The organism is Sorangiineae bacterium MSr11954 (assembly GCA_037157815.1).
GTDB classification, from domain to species: Bacteria; Myxococcota_A; Polyangia; order Polyangiales; family Polyangiaceae; genus Pendulispora; species Pendulispora albinea.
Map to the genome: position 1 here is coordinate 5421359 of CP089984.1, position 20373 is coordinate 5441731.

At 64.2% G+C, this 20373-nt stretch carries 14 protein-coding genes; 13 read left to right on the forward strand and 1 reads right to left on the reverse strand.

What is annotated here, in order from left to right; genetic code table 11:
- Positions 1–42: 42 nt before the first annotated feature.
- On the reverse strand, positions 43–2163 hold the full coding sequence (locus LZC94_21130; GenBank protein ID WXB19716.1) for an AMP-binding protein: 2121 nt from the start codon (positions 2161–2163) through the stop codon (positions 43–45).
- 711 nt (positions 2164–2874) lie between these two features.
- On the opposite strand from LZC94_21130, the gene acpP reads away from it, so the two are divergent.
- From acpP to LZC94_21195, 13 genes are all read left to right on the forward strand, one after another.
- Positions 2875–3198, forward strand: a complete 324-nt coding sequence (gene acpP / locus LZC94_21135; GenBank protein WXB19717.1) for an acyl carrier protein — start codon at positions 2875–2877, stop codon at positions 3196–3198.
- On the forward strand, positions 3195–4463 hold the full coding sequence (gene fabF / locus LZC94_21140; GenBank protein WXB19718.1) for a beta-ketoacyl-ACP synthase II: 1269 nt from the start codon (positions 3195–3197) through the stop codon (positions 4461–4463). The genes acpP and fabF overlap by 4 nt, the downstream gene beginning before the upstream one ends.
- 17 nt (positions 4464–4480) lie before the next feature.
- Positions 4481–7405 (forward strand): aminotransferase class III-fold pyridoxal phosphate-dependent enzyme, encoded by a 2925-nt coding sequence (locus LZC94_21145; protein WXB19719.1) that lies wholly within the window; start codon positions 4481–4483, stop codon positions 7403–7405.
- Between the two features lie 6 nt (positions 7406–7411).
- Positions 7412–9187, forward strand: coding sequence for an acyl-CoA dehydrogenase family protein (locus tag LZC94_21150; protein WXB19720.1), 1776 nt, complete (start codon positions 7412–7414; stop codon positions 9185–9187).
- Positions 9188–9189: 2 nt separating this feature from the next.
- Positions 9190–10512, forward strand: coding sequence for a cation:proton antiporter (locus LZC94_21155; GenBank protein ID WXB19721.1), 1323 nt, complete (start codon positions 9190–9192; stop codon positions 10510–10512).
- On the forward strand, positions 10505–10699 hold the full coding sequence (locus LZC94_21160; protein WXB19722.1) for a hypothetical protein: 195 nt from the start codon (positions 10505–10507) through the stop codon (positions 10697–10699). The genes LZC94_21155 and LZC94_21160 overlap by 8 nt, the downstream gene beginning before the upstream one ends.
- 47 nt (positions 10700–10746) lie before the next feature.
- Positions 10747–12096 (forward strand): hypothetical protein, encoded by a 1350-nt coding sequence (locus LZC94_21165; GenBank protein WXB19723.1) that lies wholly within the window; start codon positions 10747–10749, stop codon positions 12094–12096.
- A 98-nt stretch (positions 12097–12194) separates the two neighbouring features.
- On the forward strand, positions 12195–14003 hold the full coding sequence (locus tag LZC94_21170; GenBank protein ID WXB19724.1) for an FAD-dependent oxidoreductase: 1809 nt from the start codon (positions 12195–12197) through the stop codon (positions 14001–14003).
- A 41-nt stretch (positions 14004–14044) separates the two neighbouring features.
- Positions 14045–16342 (forward strand): ACP S-malonyltransferase, encoded by a 2298-nt coding sequence (gene fabD / locus LZC94_21175; protein WXB19725.1) that lies wholly within the window; start codon positions 14045–14047, stop codon positions 16340–16342.
- A 15-nt stretch (positions 16343–16357) separates the two neighbouring features.
- Positions 16358–17125, forward strand: coding sequence for an outer membrane lipoprotein-sorting protein (locus tag LZC94_21180; GenBank protein WXB19726.1), 768 nt, complete (start codon positions 16358–16360; stop codon positions 17123–17125).
- A gap of 133 nt (positions 17126–17258) precedes the next feature.
- Entirely contained in the window at positions 17259–18353 is a 1095-nt protein-coding gene (locus LZC94_21185) for an FtsX-like permease family protein (GenBank protein ID WXB20222.1), read from the forward strand.
- A gap of 10 nt (positions 18354–18363) precedes the next feature.
- Positions 18364–19620, forward strand: coding sequence for an ABC transporter permease (locus tag LZC94_21190; protein ID WXB19727.1), 1257 nt, complete (start codon positions 18364–18366; stop codon positions 19618–19620).
- 31 nt (positions 19621–19651) lie between these two features.
- Entirely contained in the window at positions 19652–20362 is a 711-nt protein-coding gene (locus LZC94_21195) for an ABC transporter ATP-binding protein (GenBank protein WXB19728.1), read from the forward strand.
- Positions 20363–20373: the final 11 nt, after the last annotated feature.

The window sequence follows — 20373 nt, forward strand, 5'->3', positions numbered from 1 at the left end:
CCACCGAGGTCCCCCTCATCGCATACCTCGAGAACGAGGCCCCTAGCGCGTTGGCGCTCGAGGGGTGAGCTCGCGCCCCCTCGCGAGCTCGCGCGCCAGCATGCGAATCGTCGGTTGCTCGTAGAAGAGCTCCGACCCGAGCACGTATCCGATACGCTCTTCGAGCTCACTGATGAATGCCAGCGCGGTGACCGAGTCGAGCCCGAGCTGTGCGAACGATCGCTCCGGATCGATGTCCGTTCGAGGGATGCCGAGCTTGTCGACGAATTGATGGATGATCCACGCCTCGATGCTCGCAGGGTCCGCCAAGTCGAGATTCGGCTCGACATCGGGTGCGAGGGTATCGTCTGCAAGCCACGTGTGAGGGGCGGTGTCCGCGGGTAACGAATTTTGTCTCTTTGTCAGCGGACGCGTCCACGTCGCGACCGCCGGTAGGGAGCGGTCCAAAAAGGCCTGCTTCGTGTCGCGTCGCTGCAATTTACCGCTCGACGTGAGCGGGATGCTGTTTCGGCCAACGAGAAGAATGGTGTGGGGTGGCACCCCGTGCTCGTCCGCGACCGCATCGCGAATGGAGTGAAGAAGCGGGGTTGGATCCTCCGTTTCGCCTTCGACCTCTTGAACGATCACGAGTCGCTCTTCCGCGTCGCGCTCGAGCGAGAAGACCACACCCCGCCCCGCCCGAAGCTTCGGGCTCACCGCTTGGACCGTCCCCTCGATATCCTGCGGATAGTGGTTTACCCCATGAATGATGAGTACGTCCTTGACGCGCCCCGTGACGAAGAGCTCACCCTCCCGCAAAAAACCGAGATCGCCCGTCCGGAGATAGCGTTCGCCACTCGGGTCCCCATCGATGGCCTGCTCGAACACCATCTGGCTCTCCGACTCGAGCCCAAAATAGCCTCGGGCCACGCTCGGCCCCGATGTCCAGATTTCGCCGACCCGATCGTCCTCGAGGACCCGCCGCGTCGCGGGATCGACGATTTTCACGATAGCACCGGGTGCGACCTCTCCGGAGCCGACCAAGCGCGCCGCGCCGCGCGCCTCGCTGCGCACAATCCGATTTTTGCCCAGCGCCTCGGCATCCACCCGCAGGATGCGGCCTCCCGTCGCCCTCGGTCCACCGCTGACCATGAGGGTTGCTTCGGCGAGGCCATAGCAAGGCAGAAAGGCCGTACGGCGAAATCCGGCGGGTTCGAACGCGCGCGCGAAAGCGTCCAAGGTCTCCGCACGAACGGGCTCCGCCCCGCAGAAAGCGACTTCCCAACTCGATAGATCGAGCTTCGCGCGTTGCTCGGATGTCGTTTTGCTAACACAAAAATCATACGCAAAATTTGGGCCGCCGCTGTTCGTTACGCGGTACTTCGTGATGGTTTCGAGCCAGACGAGCGGCCTACGCAGGAAGAGCGTGGGCGACATGATCACGGTAGGCATTCCCACATAGATTGTATGCAGTATCCCGCCAATCAGCCCCATATCGTGATACGGTGGGAGCCACATGGCGCCACAACCTTCGTCGAACTTTTGCCCGGAGGCCGCGCGAATCATCTCCACGTTGTGAAGAAGGTTCTCATTGGTCACCATCACACCTTTGGGGCTCCCCGTGGAGCCGGAGGTGTATTGCAGCATCGCCAGAGCGCCGGCCTTCGACGGTAAAGCGCGCCACTCCGAGGCGTGAACGGGAGCGCAAGCTTCGAAGCACACCCACGGGAGATCATCGAAGTCCGCCGGCAGCATTTTGCCCTTACGGACCGCCTTCTCGACGTGGTCCTCGGCGAGCACGACTTTTACGCGCGCATCTCGAAGAATGCCGACGAAGCGGTCGAAGTGCGTGCCCGGGCGCGGAGGAAAAGCAGGAACGGCCGTCGCGCCCGCGTACAAGCACCCCAAGAACGCGGCGATGAACGAGAGGCCAGGGTGCGCGAGCACGATGACGCGCTCACCCACCACATCGAACTTCGACAAAGCCACCGCCACGCCTCGAACCAGGCGGTCCAACTCGGAGTACGTAATATGCCGCTCGCTACCCGGCGCCCCGCCGTCCAGGAACGTATAAGCCCGCGCATCACCGGAGTACCGAGCACGCCATTGAAGTACGTCCGCTGGTCCCGAAACGCTCGACGCAAAACTTGCGCTGACCATGTCACCCGGGTCTCGTGCTCTCATTCGAACTCCTGTACGGGCAAGGAGGTGCTCGCGTTCGATCGAGACCGAACATCTCATCCCGTAACAGGTTTTTCACTACGTTGCAGTTTCGCGGCTGTCAATGGCCATGGACATGTTCGTTTAATGAAGGAGCGTTCGTACGCAAATTTTGATTTTAAGCAACGACCCTGGATTACTCTCTTAAATAGTTGTCAAACCGAAATTGTAGTCATTTTCGAACGTTGCTGTATTTAACGCGGCGTCAGATGGGCACGTAGACATATGTGCCTGCGCGTATACCGATCGCCGAAGCGCGCACTCGCCATGGGCAGTAAATTCCGCAAACATGGTATGACCCGCGCGGCAGGTGGGAGCCGGACATCGAGCGTTGGCGTTCGGACAACCTCGCCCCGCGATGGCGTTCGACGCTTTTTTTCGGCGTACTTTGCATAAAACCGAGCGTCCGCCTGCCCGACTGGCCTCGATGAACGAGCAGCACGATGGGAGGCAAAGACGAACCAGCACAAGTCCTGCCAAAATATAGCCGATTGGGCCATGGACGTTCTGCGCCAGCCGATGATCTCATATCGAGCCTCGTGGACATATGCGCGTTCATGCTGAAATGCCCACGAAACTTGGAGTACGCGTGTGCACATACGGCGCAGGATTAAATCGGAAGTGACCGCTGAAATTGTTCTAGCCAACCGATTGAGCGAAACGTAATAGAAGCGTATGAACGGTTTCGATTCGCTGGAAGCTCGAATTCGAAAGATCATTGCTTCGACACTTGGATTCGATGAACAGGCGATTACACGCGAATCGCGACTCGCCGAGGATCTTCGAGCGGATTCGCTCGACATCGTCGAGCTCCTCCAGGAGCTCGAGGAAGCGACCGATACGACCATCGACGAACGAGATGCCATGGGGCTCCGCACGGTGGGAGACGTGGTGGCCTATGTTCGCGCGCTCACCGTCGACCTTCGCGACTCGGTGCTGCACCGCAAAGCCGAACGCTCGAGCGATTGGCTCGTAGCCTCCGGCGAACAGGAACGATGAGACGTTGCGTCGTGACAGGGGTCGGCATGCTGACCCCGTGCGGCGCGACGACCGAAGAGACTTGGGCCGCGCTCATCGCGGGCCAAAGTGGTATCGCGTCCGTCCCCGAGTGGGCGGATTTGCGCTTTCCGCGCGGAAAGCTGCCGGTGACGATCGCCGGGCGGGTTCCGGCGTTCGACCCGCTGCGATCGGGCATGACGGCAAAGGACACTCGCCGCACGGACCTCTTTCAGCAATATGCCCTCGCCGCCAGCCACCAAGCTTGGCAGCAAGCGTCTCTTCCCGATCGCTTGGAGGGAGAGCTCTCGGAGCGTGCTGCCGCCATCTTCGGTGTGGGCTTTGGTGGCTTTCATACCATCGTCAAGCAGCACGATGTCTTGCGCGACGGCGGACCATCGCGCATCTCGGCGTTCTCGATTCCTTCCGTGATTTCCAATGGAGCGCCCGGAAACATCGCTATCCGGTACAATTTGCGGGGACCGAATTGGGCGGTGACGTCGGCGTGCGCATCGAGCGCTCACGCGCTGGGAGAGGCCTTTCTCCACATTGCTTACGGTCGGATCGACTTGGCCGTGACAGGCGGAAGCGAAGCGTGCGCCACGCCGCTCGCCATTGCGGGTTTCGCGTCGGCACGCACGCTCACGACCTCCCACAATCACGAGCCGGAGAGAGCGAGCCGCCCCTTCGAGCGGCATCGAGACGGATTCGTGCTCGGCGAGGGTGCCGGGGCACTCGTCCTCGAAGAGCTCGAGCACGCCAAGCGAAGAGGCGCGGTCATCTTCGCGGAGGTCGTCGGCTACGGGTCGACGTGCGACGCGAGCCATTCGACCATGCCGAGCCAGGGCGGCGACGGTGCCGCGCGCGCCATGCGGCAGGCGCTGTCGATGGCGAAGATGGCCCCCGACGAAATCGGCTATCTGAACGCGCATGGGACGTCGACCGTGGCGAGTGACCGAATCGAAACGGACGGCATCAAAGCGGCGCTGGGCCCGCACGCCAAGGACCGACTCATGATTAGCTCGACGAAATCGATGACGGGTCACATGCTCGGCGCGGCCGGTGCCGTCGAGGCGGCCATATCGGTGCTGGCGCTGACGCGTGGGGTGCTGCCGCCCACCATCAATTACGACGAGCCCGATCCCGAGTGCGATCTGGACTATATCCCAAACACGCTGCGCGAGAGGCCCGTGAACGCGGTGATGTCGAATTGCTTCGGGTTCGGCGGCACGAACGCAAGCCTCTTATTTCGCCGGTTCACGAGCTGATTTTCTGGGAGCCTCGGATGAAGGTAGAAAATACACGCGTGGGCTGGGCTCACCTCGGGCGCGAAAAGCTGATGGAGATCGCACGCCTCGATGTCGAGTTCGTGGAGGCTCGAGGGGACCGGCTGACGTGGATCGACGATACGGGCGCGCGTCGCTCCGTGCTGGACCTCGTAGGTGGCTTTGGGTCGACGCTTTTGGGGCACAATCACCCGGAGGTTCGCGGCGCGCTCGAGCAGCACATCGCCTCGGGCCGGCCGACGCTCGTGCAAGCGTCGCGGCGAGGACCGTCCGAGCGCCTGCGGAGAAAGATCGCCGGCATGCTCCTCGTCCAAACCGGTGAGCCGTTCGAGGTCCTTCTCTACAGCACCGGCACCGAGGCCATCGAAGCGGGGCTCAAACACGCGCGGCTCGAGTTCGCGCTCCGGCAGCGGGACGCGGCGGACGCGATTTCGGCGCGCACGAGGGAGCTCCGCGGCCTCGTCGAGGCGGGCGAAGTCACCTTGGGCAAGTCGTTCTGGCGCGATTGCGAGAGAGCGCTCCGTATGGCCCCCATCGACGATCTCGACGGCCTCGAGGCCGCGCTCGCCCTCGCGAACGCCGAAGCGCTCTTGCACCCGGGCTACCTCGTGGGCGTCGAAGGAGGCTTTCACGGCAAGACGATGGGCGCGCTGGCCGTCACCTGGAACCCGGACGCGCGCTTGCCGTTCGCGCGAGGGCCGTCCCTCGTCCGCTTTCTGCGCCCGGGTGTCGACGCTCTGGCGGAGCTCGACGACGAGTTTGCGACCACGTTGGTCGAGCTGAAACTCCCGGATCCATCGGCGCCGTCTTCGAGCGCGCGTCTCGGATCGCCCCGGCTCGAGCGGGTGCGGTTCCCTCGCATGGTCGCGATCGTCGTCGAGCCGATCCGCGGCGAAGGCGGCGTCTTCGAGTTGGAAGAAGACGCGATCCAGGACATACGGCAGTTTCGAGCCGACAATCCGCACGTCCCCGTTTTGGTCGACGAGATCCAGACCGGGCTCGGTCGCACGGGCTGCATGCTCGAGGGCGTCCGGCGCGAGCTCCCCATCGACTATCTCACGCTCGGAAAATCGCTCGGCGGCGGTATCGGCAAGGTGACGGCGCTCGCCATTTCGCGCGAGCGCTATCGGCCCGAGTATTCGCTGTTGCACACGTCGACCTTCGCGGACGACGAGCTCACGTCGGCCCTCGGCGAGCGCGCGCTCGAGGTGATCGAGCGGGATCAGCTCGCGCGGAAGAGCGCGGCCTCGGGTGCCGCGCTCCGCCGGGAGCTGGAGGCGTTGCAACACAGGTGGCCGCAGTTCGTTTCGGCCGTGCGCGGTCGCGGGTTGATGCTCGGGCTCGAGCTATCCATTCCGGCCGATCATCCGTCGAGCGCGATCCGCCTCCTCTCGGAGGAAGGTCTGCTCACGATGATCCTCGCAGGGCACCTCCTCCACGAACACGACGTCCGCGTGCTACCGACCGTGGGAAGAAGGACGACCCTGCGCTTCCAACCCTCGGCCTATTTTCCCGAGGCCGACGCGGCGCTCGTGGGAGGGGCGCTCGAGCATGTTTGCGACGCGCTTCACCGCGCGGACGCGCGGGCGCTCATGCGCTACCTCGTCGAGCAAGGCCGGCCCGGGCCGGAGCGTTTGGGCGAGCATTTCGCCGCCCCCGCGGCCAGCATGACCCCGGCGACGGCGGCGGTCCAAGTTTCTTCGAGCTCGCCGAGCCCCCGCTCGCGGGTCGCCTTTCTGGCCCACGTCATCGACGCCGCGAGCCTCCGCTCGTGGGACGCATCGCTCGGCCGCTTCTCCAACGAAGAGCTCGCGTCGCTCGTGAGCCGCCTTCGAGGTGTCTTCGAGCCGCGCGTGCTCGCCTCGCGCGTGGTGCGGTCTCCACTGGGGCCGGCCACCGAGCTCTCGTTGATTGGCATCTTCATGACGTCGGCGGACATCGAGAGTGATCTCCGGCAAAATCAAGGTCGAGAGATCCGTGCACAGGTGCACGCCGCCTATGAACGCGCCCGCGATCTCGGGTGCACGCTCGTCGGCTTCGGCGGCTACACCTCCATTGCCACCGGCAATTGCACCGAAATCAATGACCCTCGTCCGGCGGTCACCACGGGCAATGCCCTCACCGTGGCCATGGGGCACGAGGCGATGCTCCGCGCCGCGGGCGATCTCGGGATCGACGTGGCGCGTGCCGGTGCCGCCGTGTGCGGCGCAAATGGCAATATCGGTCAGGTGCACGCCCGCTTGCTCGCAGCGGAGTGCGGGTCCCTCGCCTTGTTCGGGCGCCCGGGATCCATGCGCCGCCTGCGCGCCATCGCCGAGGAGGTGGCGATCGAGCTCGCCCTTCGAGCGTCTCGCGGAGAGACCGGCGGCGCTCTCTTCGAGCGATTCGTCCGGGCTTACCGGAAGCTCGGAGCACCGCCCGTGGCGTCCTCCGGCGCGGCGCCGCTGGCCGCGCAGCCGCTCCTCGCGCGCATCGACGAGGCCATCGAGGGCGGCCCCTTGGTCGCGCTCCACGAAGACCTCGCCAAGCTGCGCGAGGCCGATCTGATTTTGACCGCGACGAATAGCGCGACCCCCATCATCTTTGCCGAGCATCTGGCCCGCGTCCGTCCGGTGGTCATCTGCGACACGGCGGTGCCGGGGGACGTCGCGCCCGATGTCGCCGAGCGGCGCCCCAATGTGCTCGCGATCCTGGGCGGCGTCGTCGCGGTTCCGCAGGACTCCCATTTCGAGCTACCGGGATTCGCGCTGCCAAAGGGGCAGACGTTCGCTTGCACGGCCGAAACCATCCTCCTCGGGCTCACCGGAGCGGGGAAGAGCTACAGCCGCGGGGCCCTCTCCACCGACCAGGTTCGCGAGATCATGGCGCTCGCGACCCTCCACGGATTCAAGCTCGGCTCCCGCAAGTCCGAGCGAAGCTACTGAGGAAACATGGACCTCGCCCGATACCGCTCCGCCGAGGAGCTCGAACGCCAGCTCGCGCCGCACGCGGCCGAGGGCGGCCCCTTTTGCCCTGCACGAATGGTCGCCCAAGACGACGGCGACGCGTTTCCTCAGCAAGCACTCGACGTCCTCGGCGGGCTCGGGACGCAAAACTATTTCATACCGGAGTCGCTCGGCGGCAAGCTCTCGAGCTACGAGGAGTGCCTCGCTTTGCTGCGCGTCATTTCACGCCGGGATCTCACGGCCGCCATCGCCTTCGGCAAGACGTATCTCGGCGCCGTGCACGTGTGGGTCGGCGGCAACGCGGAACAACGAACGGAGCTCGCGGAGATCGTGGCTCGAAACGAGCCGGTGTGCTTCGCGCTCACCGAGCGCGCACACGGCAGCGATGTGACGGCCAGTGAGGTCTCCGCCGAGAAGGTCCCGGGCGGCTGGAAGCTTCGCGGTGAAAAATGGCTCATCAACAACGGCACACGGAGCACGGTGGTGACCTTGTTCGCTCGAACCGATCCGCGTGGAGGCGCGCGCGGGAGCTCTCTCTTCATGGTGCGCAAGTCCGCCCTCGCGCCCGGAACGTACCGACATCACCCCAAGGTGCGCACCTTGGGCATCCGAGGCGCCGACATCAGCGGCGTCGTGTTCGAAGGCGCGTTCGTCCCCGACGCGGCGCTGATTGGAATGGAGGGCGGAGGGCTCGATATCGCCCTCAAAGGCTTGCAGCTCACGCGCACGCTTTGCGCAGGCTTCTCGTTGGGAGCCGCCGACACGGCGATGCGCCTCGCCCTCGATTTTGCGATGTCGCGCGTTCTCTATGGAAAGACCGCGCTCGAGATCGAGAACGTGAGGGGCACGTTCGTCGACGCATTCGTCGATCTCCTCCTCGCCGATGCGGCCGCCATCGCAGCGCATCGAACCATCCAAGTCGCGCCCGAACAACTCAGCGCACTATCGGCCATCGTGAAGTACTTCGTCCCCACGACGAGCGAGTCATTGGTCCGCGATCTGTCGGTGGTGCTCGGAGCGCGCCACTTCTTACGCGAGGAGCATCACGCGGGCGTCTTTCAGAAGACGATGCGGGACAACTCCGTCGTGAGTCTCTTCGACGGCAGCACCATCGTGAACCTCGGCCTCCTCGGCGCCCAGCTTCTGCAGATCCAAAAGACCCGCCGGCGGCTGGGGGCAACCGCGTCCGCGGAGCGCGATGCGCGCATCGCGCGGATCTTCGATCTCGAGGTGGATCTCCCGAGGTTCGAGCCCGAACGGCTCAAGCTCATGAACTTCGGCGTCGAGCATGGTGTCCAGTCGCTCGACCGAGCCGTGGCGCGGTTCGCCGAGGAGCGGGGTGAGATGGGGCTTTTGCCGGACGTCCAGGAGGCCATCTTCGATTGCGCGCAAAAGCTGGTGATGGAGCGCGATGCGCTCGAGATCGCGGTGGACGACACGGCGGCGCGCGGAGGCTTCGCGGCGGGCGCGCACGAGGCCTTCGAGATTTCGAGACGCTACTGCGCACTCTACGCTGCCTCGGCCGCGCTCCAGCTCTGGATCCATAGCCGGCACGCCATGCCGTCATGGCTCGCGCGCGGACACTGGCTGGCCCTGGCCCTCCGGCGCACCCTGACTCGATTCCGGCCGGAGTTGGCGCTCGGACCGCGTCCATTCGTCTCCACCGTGCTCGAGGATCTCGTATCGCTCGTCCGAAAAGGAAACATGATCTCGCTCGTCCCGTTCCGGCTCGCTCCCCCGTGGAACGGTATTTCGAGTTAGCCATGCCGACGGATCCTACGAAGCTCGTACAATTGAGCTCCCACGCCCTCGTCGCGCTCTTGCTGGCGCTCGCGATCGTCGTGCTTACGGCGCGTTTGTTCGGTGAAATCGCGCGAAGATTCGGGCAGCCCGCCGTGCTGGGGGAGATTGGAGCCGGCGTCCTGCTCGGTGCAACGGTGCTAGGCCGGCTGTTTCCGCGCACGTACCAGTCCCTGTTCCCGCACGAGGGCCCCGGGGCCGTCGTCTACAACGCGCACGTCCAAATCGCCATCATTCTCTTCATCGTCGTCGCGGCGATGGAAATCGATCTCGGGCAAGTATGGCGCAATCGGCGGCGGTCGGCCTTCGTCGCCCTGTCGGGGCTGCTCGTCCCCTTCGCGACCGGGTTTGCGCTCGCGTGGTGGTTCACGCCGTGGATCCAGGGAGGATCGAGCATCCCTCGTTTCAGCGTCGCGCTCTTCTTTGCGACAGCGCTCTCCATCTCGTCACTCCCGGTCATCATCAAGACGCTGCTCGACCTCGACCTCCTCGGAACCGACATTGGGGTGGTCATCGTGTCGTCGGCGATCCTCGACGACTTCGTCGGCTGGATCCTCTTCGGCGTCGTCTCGTCGACGATTGGAGGCAATGCGCACACCCCCGGCTCCAGCGCGATCCTGATGCTCGTCTATGCGGCCGCGATGCTGACCCTGGGCCGCCGCTTGCTCGATCGCGCGTTCGTGTACCTCGGCGCCAGCGGAGGGAGCCCCGGCGTGTTCCTCGGCGTGAGCGTTGCCCTTGGATTGCTGGGCGCAGCGACCGCGGATCTCATCGGCGTGCATACGATATTCGGGGCGTTCGTCGTCGGTGTCGTGGTCGGGCGCAGCGAGCATCTGCCCGCGAGCGCCCGTACGTCGCTCGAGCAATTCGCGACGTTTCTCGGCGCGCCCTTGTTCTTCGCGAGCGTCGCGCTCCACATCGACTTCGCCGCCAACTTCGACCCGCTGCTGGTGCTGGGCGTGTTCACCATCGCGTGCGTCGGCAAGGTCGTCGGATGTTCGCTCGCGGCGCGCATCAGCGGCGCCGACGCCCGCACGGCCCTGGCGATTGGTTTCGGGATGAACGCTCGGGGGGCCATGGAGATCGTGCTCGGACGAATCGCGCTCGAGCTGGGAATCATCGACAAAAGGTTGTTCGTCGCGCTCGTCGTGGTCGCGCTCGCGACCTCGGCGCTCGCGGGACCGGTGATCCGTGGCGCGCTGGGGCCCCGGCTCGCCGGGCTCACCGAGGCGGGGCGACGTTCGAAAGGGGCTCTTCATTCGTCCGAGAGATTCACGCATGCATAACCAAGATTCCACCCGGGCCATCGAGATCCTGGCCAAAGCCACGTTCAAACAACTTCAGGCGGGGGGATACGAACGTGTCCAGATGATTCGATTTGCCACGGAGCTCCTCGCGCTGATTGGCTCGAGCGTTACGGCAAACCCGCAAGAGCGTATTGCGCCAACCGATCTGGGTGACGGAGTCACGTGACGGCGCGAGGACGACGCCACGCGTTCCGCTTCCTTGCCCCCCTCTCGATGCTGCTCCTCCCGCGAGGAGCTTGGGCGGGAACGCCGGAATCGAATGCGACGGCGACCGCCGCGCCGCCGGCCGACGGCGCCGCGCCTGCACCGTCGAGCCATTTCGACTTCGGTGGCAGCTTCCGGACCCTGCCCGTCGCTTTGCAGCCATTGAACCTACCCGACCCCCATGCGCGCAAACAGCTCGAAGGCGCCGCGGTCACCCAGCTCCGTTTGACCCTGAAGTGGAAGCCCGCCGATTGGTTCACCTCGGAAGCCCACGTCGTGCAGGTGTTCGCCGCATCCACGCTCCCCGGATCGGTCGATGATTTGACCAACGCGCCACCGCAACGCTATCGGGCCCTCGGGCTCACGAACACCTGGGCGGGGGGCGAGCGGTCCGCTGCGGTGGTGAACGTCGACCGTCTCACCATCAAGCTCTCGGCCCCTTGGTTCGACGTGACGGTCGGGCGGCAGGCGATCAACTTCTCGAAGGCCTATTTTTTCAGTCCGCTGGACGTGTTCTTACCCTTTGGTCCGCGCGCCATCGATCGCGAGTACAAGCCGGGCGTCGACGCGGTTCGTGTGGATGTTCCAATCGGAGACCAGTCGGGCGCCAATGTCGTCTTGGCGGCAGGCCCGGCGGTGGACGTCGATCCGGTCACGCAGGCCTTTACCCCGCCGCGCGCGCTCTATTCCGCAGAGCCGCAGACCTCCGCCTTGCTTGCGCGCTTCTTCACCACGATTGGCTCGTGGGATCTCTCGGCGCAAGGAGGGTCGGTCTACGGTGGCTATCACGCCGCCGCCGGTGTGGCCGGGGAGCTGCTCACCCTCGGAGTTCGAGCGGAGGCGAGCTATCTCGTCTCACGCCATATGACACTGGCTCGAGCGCCGCCGAGCGCCGCGAGTCCGACGATTCTCGTTTCGGGGCATCATCCGAGCTTCGTCTTTAGCGTGGATCGTCGCTTCGAGAATGGCCTCTACATCAGCGCCGAATATTTTTATAATGGGGCCGTCACGGGAGACTCCTTCCTCGCGGCCGCGCTGCGAACCCGCATCGGCGAAACGACGAACCTGGGCGAGCACCTCGTCGGCGCGCTCGTCACGTACGAGGCCACGCCGACGATGAAGATCAAGGCCGCATCCGTGCTCTCGATTCATCCGGAGCACTTCAGCGCCTCGGCCCTCGTATCGCCGAGCGTCGATTGGTCGGTGGCGGAGAATGTCGACCTCACCGTGGGTGCACTCTTGATGTTCGGGGCACGCCCCGCCGTCGATCCAAGCGGCACAACGGTTGCGCGGAGCGAGTTCGGGCTATTCCCGAACGTCTATTATGCACAATTCAAATTTTACTTCGGCGCACACTGACATTCCGAATTTTCGATACCGAGAGCCGGCTTGACTTAAATTGCATTCGACATTAAATACTTCGAGAGCTCACTCTTCGTTGCGTAGAAAGGGAAGCGATGGATCAGGAACGAGAGCGCCCCACCGATGTGGTGGTCATCGGCGCGGGGATCATCGGATTGATGAATGCGCTCGGCCTGGCGAAACGTGGCCTGAAGGTCACCTTGATCGACAATTATGTCGGCCAGAAGCGGAGCTTCAAGGTCGGCGAGTCGCTCCTCATCTTCAGCAACATGTTCTTGCGAACCATCGGGGAGCTCGACGAATTCAACGCGACCTCCTTTCCCAAGCACGGGGTCTGGTTCACGTACGGAATGGAAGGACGCGAGAACTTCCACGAAAGGCCGGAGTGGGGCATGGAGACCAGCGCCCCCGCCTTCGTGAAACAGGGCTTCGCGAATCCGCTTTTGGGGCGCGCGATGATGGAGGACGTCCAGATCTGCCGGCCCGAGGCCGAGGACGTCCTCGCCGACAAAGCGCGCCTGCATCCGGACATCACATTTCTCGACACGGCCACCGTCAGCGACGCCGTCATCGACAAGAATGGCGCAAATCACACGGTTTCATGGCGCTGCAAGGCGACAGGAAAGACTGGAGCGGTCGAGACGCGCTGGGTCATCGATTGTTCGGGGCGCAATCGCTTCCTCGCGAAACGCCTCGGACATTGCGTGGAGGAGAGCTTCCTCAGCGACGGCTTTCGGACGACCGCCGTTTGGGCACAATTCGATGACATCGACGACGCGCAGTTCGAGGCATTTCGCTTTACCTTCGACAATGGCCACGAGACGCGCCGCGATCTGAGCACCTTGCATCTATGGGGCGATGGCTACTGGATCTGGGTGATCCGACTCTCCAACGGCCGCATCAGCGTCGGTGCCACCTACGACCGGCGGGTCGAGCCGCCCGGGGACGGCTACAAGGAGAAGTTCTGGAACATCATGCGCCGGTACAGGATCTTCGACGGCACCCTCCGCGAGGACAACCTGCTCGAATTTCGCAGCTACAAGAATGTGCAGCATGCAACCGATACGTTCGTGAGCGAGCACCGCTATGGCATGGTGGGTGACGCGGCGTCCGTCATCGACGCTTACTACAGCCAAGGGATGTCGCTCGCCTTCGTCACCTCGTGGCACATCGCGAACATCGTATCGCGCGACGTGTCGGAGAAACGCCTCGAACGCGAGTACATCCGTCGGGTCAACGACCAGACGCATTCGGACTGGCTGATGATGCGCAACATGCTCGTGTCCAAGTACACGACGGCCGCTCGGGATGGTCGTTTCTTCTTCCTGTCACACCTTTGCGACATGACCGTGCTCGGCTCCGTCCAGCAGAGATACCAGCTCGCAAAGTGGTTGTCCGAGACGGGCGGTGATCCGAGCAAGGAGACGCCGGAGCTCGCGCGGGGTCGCGCGTCACTCGAGGAGAACCTCTATTACTCGAAGGTGTGGCCATACCGCCGCAAGCCGCCGCACGAGGCGCAAGCCATGCAGCGTCGTTTTCAAGAGAAGCTCGGTGAGCGCGCGCGATGGCGCGTCGAGCATGGGGTCGAGGCGGGAGCGATCCGATGCCTCTTGCGCCCGTTCGGCTCGGGCTTGTTCGCGTTCTGGAAGCTGCCATTCGCTCGCGGCAAAAAATTCATCGATATCTCCGGGAAGAGCCTCGCGAAGATTCCGAAGTTCATGCTGCTCGATGGCAAGAGCGCCGATGTCCCGAAGCCGTTGCGCGCCGCGCCGTACATCGTCTTTGCGATCTTCATGTTCCTCTACGTGTACGACTGGTTCGACACGATGCTCTCCAAAGTTCTGGTCGCGCTCGGCCTCATCGGTCACAAATTTCCCTCGAACCCTCGAGTACCCATCGGATGAGAGCCGTACTATTTCCCGGTCAGGGCTCTCAGAAGAAGAGGATGGGCTTCGGCCTATTCGATCGATTCGGGGATTACGTCGAAAAGGCGGACCGTATTCTCGGCTACTCCATCGCCGAGCTGTGCCTCGACGATCCCGAGCACCAACTCCATCGAACGCAGTACACGCAGCCGGCCCTCTACGTGGTGAATGCGCTTTCGTATCTTCAGTACGAGCAGGAAAATGGGCCGCCCGATTTCGTAGCTGGCCATAGCCTCGGGGAGTACAACGCCCTCTTGGTCGCCTCCGTCTTCGACTTCGAGACAGGCCTCCGCCTGGTGAAGAAACGCGGCGAGCTGATGGCGACGGCGCAGGGCGGCGGGATGGCCGCCGTCGTCGGTCTCTCGCTCGAGCAGATCCGGGAGACGCTCGCGCGTGAGGGCCATGCGGACATCGACGTGGCGAATTTCAACGCTCCCGACCAGAATGTCATTTCGGGACCGCGCGACTCGATCGAAAGGGCCAAGAAGGCGTTTGCGGAGGCGGGGGCAAACCTTTACGTCGAGCTCAAAGTTAGCAGCGCGTTTCACTCGCGCTATATGGCGCCTGCGCGGCGTGAGTTCGAAGCGTTCCTCGCGGGGTTCGAGCTGAAGCCTCCGCGGATGGCCGTCATTTCGAACGTGGAGGCGAGGGAGTACTCGGACGGGCGCGCGCACGCGCTGCTCGCGGAGCAGCTCACGGGCTCGGTTCGGTTCGTCGAATCCATCCAAGGGCTGCTCCGCCGCGGCGTGACGAGCTTCCACGAGGTAGGACCCGGCAACGTGCTCCAACGTCTCGTCGATAAGATCAAGAAGGCGCCGCTGCCGGCCGAGACGCCGGCGCGTCGCGACGTGGTCGCGCAAACTGTCGAACCGGCGCGTCTCGCCGTCGAACCGGCGCGTCGCGAAGTGGTCGCGCATGCCGTCGAACCGGCGCGTGTCATCGGCTCCGAAGCATTGGGCTCCCCATGGTTCCGTTCGGCGTACGACGTCCGCTACGCCTATGTCGCGGGATCGCTGGACGCGGGCGTGACGTCCCCCGCCCTCGTGCAAGCCATGGCCGCGAAGGGGTTCCTCGCATTCTTCGGCGCGGCATCCCTGCCGGTCGATCGCGTGATCGACGCCATCGCGGCCATCCGTCGCGGCGTTGGAAATCGGACCTTCGGCGTCGGAATTGCCCATGAGACCTCGCACCCCGAGGAGGAGGAGGCCCTCGTCGATGCCCTGATGGGCGCGGGTGTTACCGCCCTCGAAGTGCGGGGCTTCATCGGGGTCACCCGCGCGCTCGTACGCTATCGAGCGCACGGCCTTGGACGCGGTGTCCGGCGTCGGATCCTGGCCCGTGCGTCGCGGCCCGAGATCATCGAGGCCTTCTTGGCCCCGGCGCCGGAGAGCCTGCTCGCCAAGCTGGTTCAGGAAGGCGCCATTTCATCTCAGGACGCGGCCATCGCGCGCACCCTGCCGATGTGCGATGACATCTGCGTGGATATCGAGTCCGGCTGGCTCGCGGACTACGGCACCCCCGAAGTCCTATTGCCTTTGGCCCTCGCCTTTCGCGATATCGCCGCGGCCACCCATGGATATGCGCAGAAGCCACGGGTCGGGATGGGCGGCATCGGTACACCCGTCGCTGCAGCCTCGGCGTTCCTGTTGGGGGCCGAGTTCGTCCTGTCCGGCGTCGTCAACGCGGCCACCGTCGAGGCCGCGACCAGCAACGCGGCAAAAGACCTCCTCGAGAGGATGGGGGTACAGGACACCGACTTTGCACCGTGCCCCGACAGGTTCGAGTTGGGAGGAAAGATCCGCGTCCTCAAGCGTGGCGCCATGTTCGCCGCGCGCGCGACCAAACTCTACGAGCTCTATCGTCACCATGAATCGATCGAGAGCCTGGATGAGCGCACCCGCCGCCAGCTCGAGGAGAGGATCTTCCATCGATCGCTCGACGATGTCTGGAATGATGTGGAGCGCAGGCTCGAACCGGCCGAGCGCGCGCGACTCGAACGTCAGCCGCGGCAGAAGATGGCCGCTATCTTTCGGTCGTATCTGCTCGATGGTCGAAGGCGTGCTCTCGAAGGCGATCCGAACCACGTCGTCGACTACCTGATCCCCGCGGCACCTTCGCTCGGAGCCTTCAACGAGTGGGCTCGGGGGACGAAGCTCGAACGATGGCGGGATCGGACCGCCGTCCAAGTTGCCGGCGCGATCCTCGATGGCGCGGCCGACTTCATCGCCACGCGCTTCCGAATCATGCTCCCTGCCGACGCGGTCGCGGCGAAGCCGGCACGGGCACGGGCAAACGGCAGTGTCGTGCACGAGATGTGAACTGGGAGGACATGGATGCGCATCATCACCTGGCTGCTGGCCGTTTTTGGAATCTCCGTATGGCTGCTCCTCCCGCCGCGCACGAGTCAAGCCGCGCCCGCGAACGATGTGGGCGCGATCCTCGACCATGTCGACGATCTGTATCGCGGCAGCTCGAGCCACAGCACCTTGACCATGCACGTCGTGACGGCGCACTCCACGCGCGATCTCGACATCGAGCAGTGGACAAAGGGGACCGACAAGTTCCTGATGCGAATCCTCGGCCCCGAAAAGGAGCGCGGAATTTCGACGCTCATGTCGGGCAGCAATATTTGGAACTACTTTCCAAAGGTCGATCAGCTCACCAAACTTTCCCCCTCCATGATGGGCGCGTCCTGGATGGGCAGCCATATCTCGAACAACGAGCTCGTAAAGCGCTCGCGCATGCGCAATGACTTCATCCCCACCAAGACGTTCGAAGGCACCCGCGACGGTCAAGCGGTCATCGAGCTCACGCTCCTTCCCAAGCCCGACGCGGCGGTGGTCTGGGGGAAGATCGTCTTGTTGATCAAGGTGAGCGACCACAACCCGACAAAAGCCTTCTATTTCGATGAAGGGAAGAAGCTCGCGCAGACCGTGATCTTCTCGGCGGAGAGGCCGTTCAGCGGCCGGAGCCTCCCCAGCTCGATGAAGTTCGTCCCGGCAGACAAGCCGAACGAGTACACCGAAATCCGCTGGAACGTGCTCGAGTTCGACGTGAACGTCGCGGACGACAAATTTTCGCAGCGCAGCCTTCAGAAGTGAACGATGGCTCGGAGGGTGTATGGGAAGCGGCTGGCGTCTCGCGTGGCGTAATCTACATCGAAATCGATTGCGGACTCGTATAAGCCTCGCAGCGGTCGCGTTCAGCACCGCTGTTCTCGTCATTTGCTATGCGATGGCGAGCGGGATGATGGAACAAATGAGCCGCAGCATCGTCGACCTCGGGTTCGGTGAGGTCCAGGTGCACGCGACCGAGTACATGGTCGCGCGATCGATCCACGAGACCGTGCAAGGCGCCCCCGAGATCCTTTCGCGCGCGCGCGAACATGGAGTATCCGCCGCCCCTCGTGCGTTTGGTCCGGCGCTCCTCTCCATGAACGAGCACGCCGCGGGCGGTCAAATCTGGGGGGTCGATCCCGCCGCCGAGAGGGAGCTCGGTGAGCTCCCGAAGCACCTCCTTCGCGGTGCCTTCCTCGGCGAGGGGAACCACCGCAGGCGCGTCGTCCTCGGGGCCAAGATCGCCAGGACGTTGGGCGCCGATATCGGCTCGCGCGTCGCCATCATCGTCGGCGCCGTGGACGGATCGGTCAGCACGGACATGTACGAAGTCGAAGGTATTCTCAAGCCGGTGACCGAGATGATCGACGGCACGGCCGTCATCATGCGGGCCGACGATTTCGGTGAGATGTTCGCGAATGGCGGCGGGGTGCACGAGATCGCGCTCTCGTCGCATGGGCGTCTCTCTCCCGAGGCCGTCGCGGCGCTCGTCGGGGGCGTCTCCCGGGGCCAGGACGTCCGAACGTGGCGGAAGCTCCTTCCGGCGGCCGCCGGCGCCGTCGACATGGTCGGAGGGTCCACGGCCATCGTGGGCATGATCTTCCTCTTCGCGGCCGCGCTCGGAGTGCTCAACACCATGCTCATGGCATCGTTCGAGCGAATCCCCGAGTTCGGCGTCATTCGCGCCCTCGGGGCTACGCCGGGTCGCATCGTCCGCGACGTCGCGCGCGAGGCGTTCCTCCTCGGCCTCGTCGGGACGGTGGTGGGGGCGGCCTTCGGTGGGGTGATCGCCGCCTTGGCGCAGCACTACGGCATCAACCTCGGGAGCGTATCGATGTCCGGTGTCGAGATGAGCGTCTGGCGCCCGAAGCTGTCTCTCGCGGCCATCGTGGTCCCGATCGCGGCCATGTGGGTCGCGGCGCTGGGCGCGTCACTCTATCCGGCATGGAAGGCGGGCGGGCTGAATCCCATCCAAGCGATGAACCACATATGAGGGATTTGCGATGAAGCCCCGCGGAGAGAAACTGGTCGTCTTCAAGCTCGCGTGGCGAAGCCTCTGGCGCAACAAACGGCGCACGCTCATCACGTTGTCGTCGATCGCTCTGGGGCTGGCGTTCGCCGTATTTTTTGCGAGCTTCGTCACGGGGATGCATAAACGAACGATCGGCGACATGACGCGCATGCTCGCCGGGCACATCACGGTGGAGCACGCGAAGTTCCGCGAAGATCCGGCGGCGGGGTGGTTCGTCCCCAGCATCGCCAGGGTCCAGAGCCTGGCATCGACGTATCCGGAGATCGAGATCGTCAAGCCCATCGTCCTCGCCCAAGCGATGGTCAGCGTCGCCAATGGCTCGTCCGGCGCGGTGTTGATGGGCGTCGACCCCCGGGTCGAGGCGGAGGTCTCGCTCTTCGCCCATCGCATCGTCAAAGGACGCTATCTCGCGCCCGACGACGCCAAGGGCGTGCTCATTGGCAAACGTCTCTCCGAGCGGCTGAAGCTCGATCTGGACTCCAAGGTCGTGCTCACGACGGTCGACGCGCACGGTGAATCGAGCGACACCCTCTTGCGCGTCATTGGCATCTTCGAGACGGCCTCCGATGAGATTGACCTCGGTATTCTCCAGGTCACCTTGGCTACGGCGCAGAAGATCCTCGCCCTCGAGCCCGACCAGGCGACGCAGGTGGGGCTCGTTTTGTCGGACTGGAATACGCAAACCAGAGTGCTCGAGGGGCTGCGCCGCGATTTGGCCGGCCCCCTGGTCTCCGTCCGTCCCTGGCAAGACCTGATGCCCCAGATCGCGAGCTGGCTCCTCATGAGCGGCACCATCACACGCGTACTTGGGATCATCATCATCGTTCTGGTGACGGCGACCATTCTGAACACCATCCTGATGAGCGTCCTCGAGAGGAGTCGTGAGTTTGCCGTCCTGCTCGCGCTGGGGACGCCCCCGCGCCTCCTGCGAAGCCAGGTGATGACCGAATCCATCATCTTGGGCATCCTCGGGAGCGCGGCAGGGGCGCTCTTGGGCGGCGGTTGTGCGCTGTTCTTCGCCACGCGCGGCATCGATCTGGCGTGGGCATCGGGGGGTGAGTTCTCGGTGGGTGGCTTCGCCGTCGACTTGAAGATACGCACGTACCTCGATCCGTCGAATCTCGTCTTCCTCGCCGTGATGGTCTTCGTCTTCACGGTCATGGCGGGCGTCTGGCCGGCCGTGCGATCGACGCGGATCGATTTGGCGAGGGCCCTGCGATTACGCTGAAACGTCAAAAACTCTGCACCAAGGATCCGGAATGGCCATCATCCAACTCGAAGGCGTCACCAAGAATTACGGAACGGGCGTTGGCCAAGTGAGAGCTCTGCGCGGCGTCGATCTCGTCATCGACAAAGGCGAATTTGCCGCCATCTGCGGGCCTTCGGGGTCGGGCAAGAGCACCTTGCTCAACCTGGTCAGCGGGCTCGATCGGGCCACGTCCGGGCGCGTGCTGGTCGACGATGTCGAGACCACGAAACTATCGGACGCGGCGCTCAGCCATTTGCGTCTTCAAAAGATCGGCTTCGTATTCCAGGCCTACAATCTCATCCCGGTCCTCGACGCCCTCGAGAACGTCGAATACGTCATGATGCTGCAGGGGCGCGACCTGAAGGAACGCCGCGCGCGCGCGCGCCACGTCTTGTCCCTGGTGGGATTGTCGGGCATGGAGGCTCGATTTCCCGCGGAGCTCTCGGGCGGTCAGCAGCAGCGCGTCGCCATCGCGCGAGCCATCGCCGCCGAGCCCCGCCTGGTGCTGGCGGACGAGCCGACCGCGAACCTCGATGCCAAGACGGCCGCGTCGCTCATCGACTTGATGGCCGAATTGAACGAGACGAAGGGCATCACCTTCGTGTTCTCGACCCACGATCCGGCCGTCATGCGGCGGGCCCGGCGCTGCATCGCGATGACCGATGGTCTCGTCGACGAAGCAGGTTCCCGATCGGGCGATTTCGTAGCCGCTGCAAACTGAGGCTCGCGAGG